General features: G+C 65.1%; 10 protein-coding genes. 2 read left to right on the top strand and 8 right to left on the bottom strand.

What is annotated here, in order from left to right:
• Positions 1 to 16 precede the first annotated feature (16 nt).
• The 6 genes from eccCa to A5707_RS11300 form a co-directional block, all read right to left on the bottom strand.
• Positions 17 to 2,251, bottom strand: coding sequence for a type VII secretion protein EccCa (eccCa, locus tag A5707_RS11325; RefSeq protein WP_065014566.1), 2,235 nt, complete (start codon positions 2,249 to 2,251; stop codon positions 17 to 19).
• On the bottom strand, positions 2,251 to 3,693 hold the full coding sequence (eccB, locus tag A5707_RS11320; RefSeq protein ID WP_065014565.1) for a type VII secretion protein EccB: 1,443 nt from the start codon (positions 3,691 to 3,693) through the stop codon (positions 2,251 to 2,253). The genes eccCa and eccB overlap by 1 nt, the downstream gene beginning before the upstream one ends.
• 3 nt (positions 3,694 to 3,696) lie before the next feature.
• Positions 3,697 to 5,418: a type VII secretion AAA-ATPase EccA gene (eccA, locus tag A5707_RS11315; protein WP_065014564.1), complete on the bottom strand. Its 1,722-nt coding sequence runs from the start codon at positions 5,416 to 5,418 to the stop codon at positions 3,697 to 3,699.
• The gene (locus tag A5707_RS11310) at positions 5,411 to 5,944 is read right to left on the bottom strand and encodes a secretion protein EspD (protein WP_065014563.1); all 534 of its coding nucleotides are present in this window, start codon (positions 5,942 to 5,944) and stop codon (positions 5,411 to 5,413) included. The genes eccA and A5707_RS11310 overlap by 8 nt, the downstream gene beginning before the upstream one ends.
• 22 nt (positions 5,945 to 5,966) lie before the next feature.
• Complete coding sequence (locus A5707_RS11305) at positions 5,967 to 6,809, bottom strand: ESX secretion-associated protein EspG (RefSeq protein ID WP_065014562.1); 843 nt, start codon at positions 6,807 to 6,809, stop codon at positions 5,967 to 5,969.
• A 352-nt stretch (positions 6,810 to 7,161) separates the two neighbouring features.
• Positions 7,162 to 8,253: an FHA domain-containing protein gene (locus A5707_RS11300; RefSeq protein WP_065014561.1), complete on the bottom strand. Its 1,092-nt coding sequence runs from the start codon at positions 8,251 to 8,253 to the stop codon at positions 7,162 to 7,164.
• 513 nt (positions 8,254 to 8,766) lie between these two features.
• Between A5707_RS11300 and A5707_RS23255 the strand changes: the two genes are divergently transcribed.
• On the top strand, positions 8,767 to 9,057 hold the full coding sequence (locus tag A5707_RS23255; protein WP_082969402.1) for a WhiB family transcriptional regulator: 291 nt from the start codon (positions 8,767 to 8,769) through the stop codon (positions 9,055 to 9,057).
• 125 nt (positions 9,058 to 9,182) lie between these two features.
• On the opposite strand, the gene A5707_RS23250 is transcribed toward A5707_RS23255, so the two are convergent.
• Positions 9,183 to 10,076: a DUF1942 domain-containing protein gene (locus A5707_RS23250; RefSeq protein ID WP_232000700.1), complete on the bottom strand. Its 894-nt coding sequence runs from the start codon at positions 10,074 to 10,076 to the stop codon at positions 9,183 to 9,185.
• Between A5707_RS23250 and A5707_RS24465 the strand changes: the two genes are divergently transcribed.
• Complete coding sequence (locus A5707_RS24465) at positions 10,060 to 10,323, top strand: hypothetical protein (protein WP_232000699.1); 264 nt, start codon at positions 10,060 to 10,062, stop codon at positions 10,321 to 10,323. The two genes, A5707_RS23250 and A5707_RS24465, sit on opposite strands and share 17 nt — an antisense overlap.
• 104 nt (positions 10,324 to 10,427) lie before the next feature.
• Here A5707_RS24465 and A5707_RS11295 read toward each other — a convergent pair whose 3' ends face one another.
• A complete protein-coding gene (locus A5707_RS11295) occupies positions 10,428 to 12,317 on the bottom strand; it encodes a serine/threonine-protein kinase (RefSeq protein WP_065014560.1) in 1,890 nt (629 codons plus the stop codon).
• Positions 12,318 to 12,449: the final 132 nt, after the last annotated feature.

Genomic DNA, 12,449 nt, shown 5'->3' with positions numbered 1-12,449 from the left:
GCACCGCCAGCGCCGTTCATGACGTCATCACCGGATCGAAGATCGGTGCCGCGGTGAACCGGTGGATGCGCACATCTCGCTTGCGCTGCGGGACGCCGGGCGCTTCACCGTTTACTTCCCCATCAGTTTCCATGGTGGGGACGTAAGGCGTACCGGTGTAGACGCTCTTGAATTTCACCGGGTCCTCCATACCAACCCGAAGGAAGCCGACACCGCTTTCCTTGTTGGTGATGTACTGCGCTTCGGGAGTTCCGATCACCTGCTTGGATTCCGCAGAGCTGGTGGTACGCAACGCGATCCGGTAAGTCAGGTTGGGCTCCAGTTTGTCGATGCGCGCCCCGCCGGTGTTCAGGGACTGGGTCGCCAGTAGCAGGTGCACCCGCAGTGACCGACCGACGCGACAGATCCGGTCGAACAACGCGATGAAATCCGGGTGGTTGGCCAGCAGCTCGGCAAACTCGTCGACCACGACGAAAAGCGTTGGCAGAGGCCGTAAGTCAGCGCCACGCTCGCGGTGTTTTTCGTACTCGGCCACACCGGATAGCGCGCCCGCTGCCCCCACCTGCATGCCGGCCTGGCGCAGTATCGATTGCCGTCGGTCGAGTTCACCGGTCAGCACCTCACCCATGCGACTGACCAACTCGGCCTCTTCTTCCATGTTGGTGACAACCGCCGCAGTGTGCGGGAGCCGTTCCATACCCAGGAACGTCGAGCCACCCTTGAAGTCAGTCAACAGCAGGTTGACCTGGTCGGGATGATGCGTGGCGGCCAGCGACAGGATGAGGGTGCGCAAGAACTCCGACTTGCCCGACCCGGTAGTACCGATGAGCATGCCGTGCGGTCCGGCCCCGAATTCCGCGCCCTCTTTGATGTCGAGGTGCATGACGTCGCCGGTCCTGAGTTCGTGACCGAAGGGGATTCGTAGCCGGTCCTGGTCAGTGTCGGCGAACATCCGCCAACGGTTCGGCAGCACCTCCTCGACGGCCTGGGCGCCGACGAGCTGGTGCCATTCCGTCGACACCTTCTTTTGGACCCGGGTGGTCTTGTCGATGATGGTGCCGGTGATGGACCACCCGGCCAGCTTTCGGGCGACCCGGGTGGCTTGTGCCGGAGTCATCCGGTCAGTCACCGAGGTCACCTGACGGAACGTCTGGTTAGGGAGGCGGTCGTCGGCGGTGCCGTCCTTGTCGACCCGGATCCGGTAGGCCGACCGGTGATTACCCAGCGTGATGACCGTGACGCCGGCTCGGCCGTCCACCGGGAAGCCCGCGGTTCCTCCGGTCAAGTCGATGACGACGACGTAGGGTCCGCCCGGCCCCGCATCCGGTGTGTGCGGGCCCCGGGCGGTCAAATCGCTGAGACCGTCTGGCCGAGTGAAGATCAGCCGCGTGGTGCCGGCAGCGTCGGTGTCGGTCTGGTGCTGGAGATGTGGGAGCCATTTCACCCAGGACCACTCCGGATCCTCGGGGTCCTCGGTGAGCACCCGGATTTGCAGCAGGTCCGGCGGGTGGAATACCGCGAGGTGGCAGATGATCGCTCTCAGCAATCCGGCCGCGCCTTCTGGATCGCCGCCGATCGCGACGGTTGGAAATGTGCGCAGCTGCACCAGTTTCGGGCAATCGTGAACAAGCCCGTGAGTGCGCAGGAACTTCAGCACCCACATGTGGCTTACCGGTTCAAGGTGCGGCTGGGGCGCGGCGTCGGGGCCCGCCAGCTCACCGCCGAGAGCGGGTTTCAACAGCCGGTCCACCGCCGGTTCGGAGCCGAGTCCGATCCGGGTGGCCGCGTAGAAGTCGGCATTAGCCGGGCGTGACCACTGCCGGTGTGTGCCAACAAGCGACAGTAGGTCGTCGGGATGTGGTGCGTGGTAGCCGAAAAACGTCACCTGCGCGCTGGCCGATGAGGTCACGCGGGTTCGCAGTCCGGCCAGGTAACGCAGATACTCCCTACGGTCGGCGTTGATTTCAGGAACCTTCTTGCCGCCCGGGCCGCCGCCGGCCATGAATCCCACCGTCGTCATGATCATCATCAACGGCATCATCAACATGTACGGTGACAGCTGCCGGACACCGGTGAAGACCATGATCGCGATCATGCCCAGCATGCCGCCACCCATCACGTACGGCAGCATCTTCTGGATGCCCGATGCCGGAATCTCAATGCCAAGGTCTTCCGGTGGCGTGACGGTGATTTCGCCGGGCGTCAGGCGTGGTCCTCGCTTGACGGTCGGGGTGAACTTCTTGGTCGTCATCAGCCGCCTCGGCTTTCAATTTTCCGGGGTTTCGGGTCCGGGGGCAGGGTGTCGTGCTCCAGTAGCGCAGCCTGCTTGGACAGCACCGGTCCATCTACCAGCAGGCGCACGACGGCCCACGGCGCGTTCTTGGGCGACGTCAAGCCGAGATACTTGGCCGTTTCTTCGTCCGGCAAGCCATACCGCACCCCCTGTGGGTCGATGTAGTACAACGCCTCGCCATGCTTCGGGTCCGGCGACTGTAGGCGCACATATTTTCCGCCATCCGTGTAAACCGTCGTGGTTCCTTCGATTTGCTTGATACCGGTGCGCATCGCCGTAGGTGAGATCGGCAAGTGGCGGCCGGTGAGCACAGCAGTCTTGGCGGACTGGTCGCCGGGTTCACGCTCCCATGACCAGCACAGTACGGGCGCCTCCTGCCGGGGCAGAATCTTCAGCGGCTCGTCCGGCAGCGGCGAGCCGTACACCCGCTCAGGGATCCGCGCCACCAGGCTGGACTCGATCGACGGAGGCGCGATCAGCCCATAGGAATTGGTTGCCCGTAGCGCCGCCGACGTGGTCGCGTTCACTCGGGCAACACCATCGGGCAGCACCACGAATTTCTGCGGACCCGTCTCGCTCTGGGTTTGAAACACTGACCCGATCACCAGATTCTCCGGCAGCCCAAGAGAATTCGGTGCGCCCGCAGCGGGAATCGGTGGTACCTGCCAGGGTCCGGCATCGGGTATCGCGTTGTACACGCCTTCGGACATCGGGGTGGCCCTTGCGGTGACGGGTATCCCGACCGCCGAGGCGACCGCGCGGTCGGTCAAATCGATGACATGGCGGCCCGCTTTGGTCACCACCCATTCCCTGCCTTGATACGACGCGATTAACGCCTGATTCGGCCGCACCGGACCGATCGACGCATCGGTAACCAACGGCATCGCTATCACCGACGTCTGGACGGCAGGAGCAACACTCTCCGGGTTGGCGACGGTGTCACACAGCGTCCAGTCCGACGAGGCATCTGACGTAACCGGGGTGGCGTACGGGGCGCCCGGGATGCCGATGCGCTGGCCCTTCGGCATCTTGTCCAGTTCGCTGGACTTCACCGCGTGCGGGTTGCCCGAGCTGCCCAGCACCAGTCGCGCGGACGTCAGGTTGTAGACGGGGTGCAGCTCGCCGGTTCCGGACATCACCACATAAAGCTGGTTGGTGGTGCGGTCAACGAGCAGACTGTCGCCGCTTTGCCGGCCTAGCGGCTTGAAGTAAGCCAGCAATCCGGCCCCGACCCCGATCAGTACCGCGATCACGATGCCGAGGCCCACCGCCCGGCTGTAGAACTGCAGCGGGTCGTCGAACATGCGGGTGTCTCGCCGCACGATGGCGTGCTCGACGCGCCGCAGCAAAAACCGCCAACCGCTGACCTGAACCTTGGTGGTAAGCCGGAATCCCGCCATGTGTCACTCGCCGATGTTGAGCCGTCGGTGCACCGAGCCGATCGCCTCCGCCATATCCTGGCCGTTGATTTCACGCAGTCGGTCCACGTCCAGGGTTTCGAAGTCGACCGCTTGGGTCAGGCGCATATCCCGGTACTGCTCACCGGACTCCACGAGTTGGCGCGCGTAACGGCCGTTACCCGCGACGTCGAGCGCCGGCTTGTCGCCGACCGTCCGTTGACTGAGCAGTTTCGCCGCCTCGAGCAGATGGTCGGCGGCATCTGTGCTCAATGCTGAGTCATTGGCGCTGGCAATGACTTTCGCGATGTCGAGAATCTCCTCGGGCGAATACGAGTCAAATTCGATCCGGGTCGCGAAACGCGACCGCAAGCCGTCGTTGGCTTCCAGCAGCCGGTCGATGTCGGAGCTGTAACCGGCGATGATCACCACCAGCCGGTCGCGGTCGTTTTCCATCCGGGCCAACAGGGTGTCCAATGCCTCGGTGCCGAATGGATCGGCGCGGCCGTCGCGTTCCTGAACCAAGGTGTATGCCTCGTCGATGAACAGCACCCCGCCGACGGCGCGGTCGATGGTCTTGGCGGTCTTGACCGCGGACTGCCCCTCATACTCGGCGACGAAGTCCTTGCGGGAGGTCTCGACGAGCTTCGGCTCGGTGATGACGCCCAACCCGGCCAGGATGTTGGCCACCACCCGGGCGATTGTCGTCTTGCCGGTGCCGGGGGGTCCGGCGAAGATCATGTGCTTGCTCGCCTGTGCGACCTTCATGCCGCGAGCTGCGCGCACCTTCGCCATCTGCGTGGCGGCGCGGTATCTTTCGATCTGCTCTTTGACCCGGCCCAGCCCAATCTGACGGTCCAGTTCTGCTTGGGCTTCGGCGAGCAGCTTCTCCTGGCCCGACGTGTCGGCGACAACGCTGGAGGGATCCCACGGGTCCTTGCGGGCCGCGATCTTTTCGGCGCTGGTAGGCACCAGCCGATAGGACGGATCCTTCAGTGCGGCAGCAACTTTGGGCTCTGGATAATTGGCCTGCAACCATTCCAGCAGTGGCGTGGCCGACTCTTCGTTGCCTTGGCCACGCCGGATCATCGCCAGATGCCAGGCGATCACTCGCCCGCATGCTTGCCCCGCCGGCGAATCGTGCATCTCGGTGAGCCGACGCTCGGCTTCACTGAACAGTCCCAGGTTCGCCGCGGCAACTCCGTGGGCCACCCCGGCGGCGGCAGCCAAGAATTTATCCGTCCAATGCGGAGCACCCCTGACCTCATCGATCACATCGGTCCAGCGCTCCGCCGCACCGTAGACAACTGCCTTGGCCCACGACACCAGATACTCGGCGCCGCTGGACGGCGTGGCTTCCAACGCCTCCATGGCGTCGGCATAATTCCCGGCCGCGGCTTCGCTCGCGGCGAAGCCCAGCGTGATCGCCAGCGGCGAGTTGATCGGGTAGGTGATGTCGCCGTACAAGCCGCCGATCGGAATCCTGGCGTTGAGGGTGGTCATCGACGTCTCGCCTGCGCCCGCCAACCGCCCAAAGTTCATCCGCGAGTACCAGGCCCGGAACAACGTCACCCGATCGGTGTCGCCGCACCGGATGCGGCCGACCCATGCATCACAAGCGGACTCGTCGTAGCTGGTGATTTCGGTGAACAGCTCCAGGGACCGCGCCGGCGACATGGGCAACATGTTGACGGCGCTTGCAAACAGGTTGGCCAAGTGCTCAGTCATGATCGCTCGCGTATCGGGTGGCAAAAACCTTGGCGGCCGCTGCGGTCGCCTCTTCCGGTGAGGGCAACCGCAATTCGCGTGTCAGGAAGTCGCGCGTCGTCGCGTTGTCTTGCCCGAGTTCACGCATGGCCTCAGAAATGGACTCGTACTGGGCGGACCGGGCCTTCTGCCGGGCTAGATCCGCGATGACGAGTATCTCGTCAGCCAGATGTGCTTCGGTCATGTTGGTCACTTTCGCCGTCAGTTCAATCCCCTGGATGTGTCCATCCATGAACGCCGACACCGTCACCGTCCCCGCCGGGTTGGTCACCGTGAACAGCGGCGATTGAAGCTCTTCCTCTTCCATGTCGCGGGCAGCGATCGCAGGCCAATCGTCGTCCGCATCGGTCTCTTCGCTCGGCAGATAATCGTCGAACACGCCGAGCACGGACTCCTCACCGTCGTCGTAGCCAACGGAGAAGTCCAATGCGGCCAGATCGTCGCGATCGTCGTCGCCGTCTAGTGGGTATGGCGGAGTGCCATCCACCGCGTGTCCTTCCTGAGTCTTATTACGAGTACTCGGCCGGGGTGGGCTCGAACCAGCTTCCCGACGGCAGGAATTCGACCAAACCGTCGAGTGCTCGCTGCAGATTTTCTGGTGTTCCGGGAAGAAAGCTGCCGTACAGCTCGCCGTTGACCCGACGCGGGAGCGATACCACCCTGCCCTGCGGTGAGTCGGCGACTCCGGCCGCCAAGTCGGTTTGCGTCGACGTGCCGCCCGGGTGGCGTTCGCCGGCGGTGATCTCCACCCAGCTGCTGGGGTTGGCGATGATCTCCGCGTATATCCGCGCCGAGGAGGGCGCTACGCCGTACTGTGCGATTTGGCTTGCGGTCCTGCACTCGGCCAGCTTGCTTGCGACTCCGGTGAGCGGTTCGACATCGGCGGCCGAGGCGGGGCCCAATACGGTGGTCACCATCCCGGCCAAGCCGACCTGCGGAGCCACCAACTGCAAGACCAGCATGTCGCCGTCGCGAGCTGCCACCACGTGGCGTTCTCCCTTGCGGCACACGACAAACCGCACCATCGTGCCGTCGTTGACGTCTCGGCGCCACCACCGTGCTTCCAACGTGCGGTCTGCCCTGCTGAGGGTGTCGACCATGGCCGCGACGCTGGGGTGTGGCGCACCATAGATATCCAGCACGCCCTGATCGGTGAGGTCGCGCCGCACTTGATCCCAGACGAGCTCACGTAGATCCAGTTGGGGGATGTTGGGTCGGATGGCCAGCGACACCGGAAAGTCCACGAGGCCGAGCCGGTCGGCAATCACCAACATGCCGTCGATGGTCACCTCGACGCCGACGACGTCGCCGACGTCGCCGGAGGTGCGGTCCGTGGCATAGGGACTGGTCATCGTCTTCCTCGTTTACATCTGCCGGTCGACGCCGACTGAGAACAACGCGCCACGAGTCGCTGCCGTCGCGCGCGGTTCGCCGCCCATCGGCAACTCCTATCTGCTGGCAACGTCGTCCTAAACCTACTGTGTTGTGGCTGGGTCCACGCGCTGGATGGCGGAGATGCCGTTGTGCAGCCACACTGCCGCCCGTAGCGCCCCGCCGAGCGCGCTCACCCGCGTTGAAATCGCCGATGTCGCAGGTCGTCCAGCGCTATCTGTCGACCCATAGCCAAAATTTTAGTGGCCCATCCACATGCCGCCGCGCACAATTTCTGGAGCCCGACCAGCACTCCTGGCCGCCCAGCGAAGGTCAGCGCCAACTGATCTGGTCGACTAGCGATGCGATCGCCGCTGCCGTCGCCGCGGGCAGCGCTTCTTCCCGCTCCGCGGCAACGATCATGTCCTCCGCCACCCCCGCCGCCTGCGCGGTCTCTGTTATCGACAGGTTGGCACGACGCCGAGCGGCATATAACCGCTGGCCCAGTGTGGCGCCGGGCGCCGTAGCGCCCAGCATCATCAGCTGGTCATAGTGGTGGCGCACGGTGCTGAGCGCTTTGATCAACGGCGGCGTAACCCGGCCGATTTGGGTGGCGCGGACGGCAACCGCCTCGACCCGACGCAGGTCCGCCAGGATCGGTGCTGCCGCGCGGGTGAAGTCTGGGTGCTCGACCGGTGGCAGGGCGGCGATCGCGAGGTTGCAGCTGTCCACCGCTGCGATCACCGCATGTGCGATCAACGGCACCTGGTCGTCTCCGGAGAGAACTTCGGTGACTTCTTCGCCGGGGACGGACCCGCCCTCCCGGATCCGGGCGATGGCGCCCGGGGGCCAGCGCAATACCTCTTCGAGCTTGGCCCGGGTCCGCTCGCGCGGCCAGCTACGGCCCTTTTCAAAAGCGATGAGCGCGCCGGCATTGATGACCCCGTCGGCCGCGAGGCTGCGCTGACTGATGTCGAGTTCACGACGTCGAGCCGCGGCCGCCGCTCCCGCACGGACTACCCCTGGATCCAGGTCGTCGATCCGCCAGGTACCGGTGACGTCGAGGTCCTCGGGCTCATTTGGCGGCTGTTGCTGGCCGATGCCCTTTGACGGCACGACGACTTCGAAAACCAGCGTCTTGCCATCGCTGGCACCGCCCAGGCGGACCGTCGTCCTATCCGCGATCGTTACCGACCTGGTCTGCTGACCGTCGACGAACATTCCGTTAGGCCCGTTGTCGACTACTCGCCAATGTCCATCGGTTGACTCCACTTTCAAGGAGACCCGTTGATCATCGATACGCACGCTGTCCTGGGGGCTGCTGCCAATCGTCACCACGCCGCGTCCGGCTCCGATCGCATGAGACTTGTCGCCGTCGTGAACGATCAAAAGAGCTGGCCCCACAGTCGACTCGACGTTGGTCATCTCAGGCGTTTCCTTGGATTGAGTTGGCGGTGGCGTTGGCTCAACCGCCACCGTGATCTTAACCGTTGCGGGCTGACGTCCGCTATGGCTTAGCTACGTTTCTTAGTCACATCGACACGTTAGTGCCCGTCAGTTCTGGCGCTCGAACTGTGCCGGTGCTACAGCCCGGCGATGTGGAAACCGTCGCAAACAGCAGCGCTTCCGGTGCGCCTCGTCGGCCCGGATTCCCGGCCCGCCGGGCGCGGCAAGCGGCCGCGGTTGGATCGCCCGTGCCAGACCCTGCACCTGCAGTAATAGCACGGCGACCTGCGATCGGTCCGGCGGCCGACCATTGACCCACTCAGCTGCGATTGACGCCGGTGCGCGCCCGTGACGGTCCTGCCTTCGTCTGTAAAGCAGAGCACTAGCCGCAGCATTCCATGTAGCGCTTTCTGTTGCATCGCTACGGTTTGTGCTATACGCTTCCGAATCAGCGACCGCGAGACTGCGGCACTTACCGGAGGAACGAGACACATGACCGCAACCGCTCTCTACGAGCTTCCGCTGGGTGCATGCACACAGGACCCCGACCGTTGGACAACCGCCGCCGATGACGAGGCCAAGACAATTTGCCGGGGCTGCCCGCGTCGATGGCTGTGCGCCCGGGAAGCCTGCGAACTGCCTGGCATAGAAGGGCTTTGGGCAGGCGTCGTGGTTCCGGAAACCGGGCGCGCGCGGACCTTCGCGCTGCGCCAGCTGCGCTCCCTTGCCGAGCGCAACGGTTACCCCGTGCGAGAGCGGCGAGCCGCGCCAGTTCCCGCGTAATTCAGGCTGGCCCCCGCTGCAGGTTCGAGGGGTGGCTGCGGGGCGCCCACAATGACCGACCCCTGCGGAATTCGATCCGCAGGGGTCGGACTATTTATCGAGTCGCCAGAAAGAGAGGCGTGCCTTTAGCTCGCGCCCTGATCGGTCGCGGATGCAGAGGTCCCCTGGCTACCGGCCGGCGTTGCCTGGCTAGCGCCAGGCGTCGGGCTGGCCGGAGCTCCACCCGCTGTGTCAGGGCTGCCGCCGGTGGCAGGCGCCCCGGGGGTCTGTCCGGTAGCGGGCGTTCCCTGGCTGGTTCCCTGGCTCCCAGGGGCCTGGCCGGCCGCTGGCGCTTCAGGACTACCGGCGGCTGGCGCCTCTGGGCTGCCTGCTGTACCGGGTGCCGCCGGGCTGCCGGCCGTACCGGGCGCCGCCGGGCTACCTGCTGTACCGGGTGCGGCCGGGCTACCTGCTGTACCGGGTGCGGCCGGGCTGCCGGCGGGCGTCGCCGCGCCACCGGTGGCCGGGGGTGCCCCTTGACTTCCGGTTGGGATGGGGGTGCCTTGACTACCACTCGCGGGGGGCGTCGACGGGTTTCCGGCCGGGGTCGCCCCGGTGTTGCCAGCCTGAGCAGGCGCCGTCGAACTGCCGGCGGCCGAAGCCGTGCTGCCGCCACCCGTCCGGCCCTGCGGTTGCGATTGCACCCACGACGCTAACTCCTGGCCGCCACCGTCGGTGTACACCACGGAGTTCGGACTGTCGCCGGTGACGTCGAAATAGATTTTGCCGCTGGTCTTCTGGCCCTGCGCAAGCCCAGCGGGGTTGACACCCTGCGGCGTCGCGACCTGGTACAAGACCCGGTAGGTCTGACCACTTGCCGAACGGGCGTTGAAGTTCGACACGATGGGCGTCGCTCCGCCCTGGATGGCTTCGTCGGTGGCCGTGGCTTCCCACAAAGTACCGTTCACCGGATAAGAAATGGCGTCTGAGCTCGGCTTGAGGTCGCTGACGGTCCAGCCTTGAATGTTCGTGCCGTTCACGACTTTTGCCTGGCTACCCAGGCTTTGGGTGTTTGCGACGTTTGCGGCTTCATCAGCAGACGCAAACGATGCGCCGGCGACGCCGACGGCACCCGTGGCGGCAATGGCTGCTGCTGCAATTGCGGTGGTGGTAATGATCTTCAAGACGGTTCACTCCCCTATCATCTTCATCGCCTTCAGCGGCGGCGGCGCTGCGATGGATTGCTATCCAAGCACTGGCACATTATGCCCATTCTCTGGAGCCTAGGTGTCGCCCGCGCAAATTAACACCCCTGTGTCTACCACCCGATCGTTGGCAATGCACCGCGATTGCATTCCCCTTCGCCATTCGTTGAGAGGCTGCGACAAGCGTCAAGAATGGGATGTCCACCACGAATAGAGCTGATCGAGAGTCGGCCCTTGTGGTTCCGTCTGCACGACGCTGACCAGCAACGCATCATCATTGGTCCATACCACCGAGGGGAAGCCTTGGTGGGTCCCACATAACAACATGCCGCTGGGTTGGTCGGGGGTGGCGTTTCGGTGCCAGGGTCCCGGGGATTGGATTCGCCCGGGGCAGTCCACGGTGGCGGATGTCCGGACGATTCTGTCAAAAGCGGCGCGGACCGCGGCTCTATTCGGAAACAGCGCATAAGTTGCCGATGGCGGCCCATCGGGGTCGGCGTTCGGGCCGCACGAGACCTTGGCAAATGCTCCCTTTGGCGGAGGAATCGGGTTGCAGCTACCGGGCGCATAGCCCGGCGGTAGCAGGCTGAACAACTGCGCTTGGGTCTCGGCCGCGGGCGGTGTCGACACCGGCGGCGTCGAGGGCGTCGGGGGAGAGGATGTCGGTTCGGCGGTAGGAGGTGGCGGGGGAGTAGCTCCCGACGGCAGCAGCCACCAAAGGAGTAGGCCGCCGATGGCCACTACGACCACCGCGGCGATGACACCGCGACGCGGCCTGGGCTTCCGCTTACGCGGCATAGGGCGACGCGGCGACACGCCCGGCGGCGCTGCACCAAAATGTCCGGGCCAGCCGCCGCTCCCATGCGGCGTGAAAGTGGGCGCGTTCCGCGGCCCGTCCCCGGCAGGATGCGCGGGACCCGCGTGGCCGGCCCCGCCACCCCAGCCGGGACCGCCTGACGGCGGTGGTGGTGTGTGCCGCGGCGGTTCGGCGCCGCCGGGATGGTGGTAGGGCGGGCCGGCCGACGGATGCGGTGTGACCCCGGGTGGCGGCGTGGGAGATGGCGTGCGTCCAGGCGGCGGGGTAGGGGACGGTACCGGCCCAGGTGGGGGCGTGGGAGTGGGTGTACTGGCCGGCGGGTGTAGGCGCTGTGTCGGCAGCGTGGTTTGCTCGATTTGCTGTGTCGGCAACGTGGCTTCTTCGCTGCGCTCGACAATGTCACCGGCACGGTCTTGGTCTCGCGCACTCAGCGCGTCATTGGCTGCCTGCGCCAACTCGCCGGCACTTGTGTAGCGGTCCTTGGGGTCTTTGGCCATACCACGCGCAATTACCTCATCAAAGGCATTCGGAATCCCCGGCTGCAGTTGGCTTGGGTGCGGGATCGGTTCCATCAAATGCGCGGTGATCAGCATTCCCGCACTGTCGGCCCGATACGGCGGCGAGCCGGTTAGGCACTCGTGCAGCACGCAGGCCAACGCATACACGTCGACGCTGTGCGTCACCTCAGCGTTGGTAAAACGTTCCGGCGCAGCGTATTTCCACGTCCCCACCGCGCTACCCGCTTGGGTCAATTTCTCGTCGGTGGTGGCGCTGGCAATTCCGAAATCGACCAGGTAAGCGAAATCGTCGCGGGTGATCAAAATGTTTTCCGGCTTGATATCGCGATGTATTACCCCGGCGGCGTGGGCCGCATCTAACGCAGAAGCGGCCTGGCGCACAATAGCGACCGCCCGCGGCGGCGCCAATGCGCCCGACTCGTGCAACACTGCTGACAAGTCGGTGCCTTGAATCAGGCGCATGTCCAGATAGAGCAGCCCATCGATTTCGCCGTAGTCGTGTACCGGCACCACATGTGGTTCCTGCAGCCGCCCAGCAGTGCGTGCTTCTCGCTGCAGCCGCTCACGGAATACGGGGTCCTGGCACAGGGCGGGCGACAACAGCTTCAACGCCACTACCCGCTCTTTTACCGTGTCCTCGGCCTCGTAGACCTCGCCCATGCCGCCGCGGCCCAGCAGCCGCTTGAGGTAATAGCGCCCAAACTGTGACCCCACGCGCGAACCCTGCGCGGCGTCGCTCATCGCCGACTCCTTAAGCCAACCCGCGACCCCACCGGCAGCGGCGAGACCATCATCCGGCAGACCCACCGACTGCGCCGCCAGGGTGCGTCAACTATGACGGTAATTCCTCGCCACTTTGGTCACACGGTAACC

This window comes from Mycobacterium kyorinense (assembly GCF_001672775.1).
Lineage (GTDB): Bacteria > Actinomycetota > Actinomycetes > Mycobacteriales > Mycobacteriaceae > Mycobacterium > Mycobacterium kyorinense_A.
Note: the sequence above shows the minus strand (reverse complement) of the source record. Positions and strands in the feature narration are given on the sequence as shown.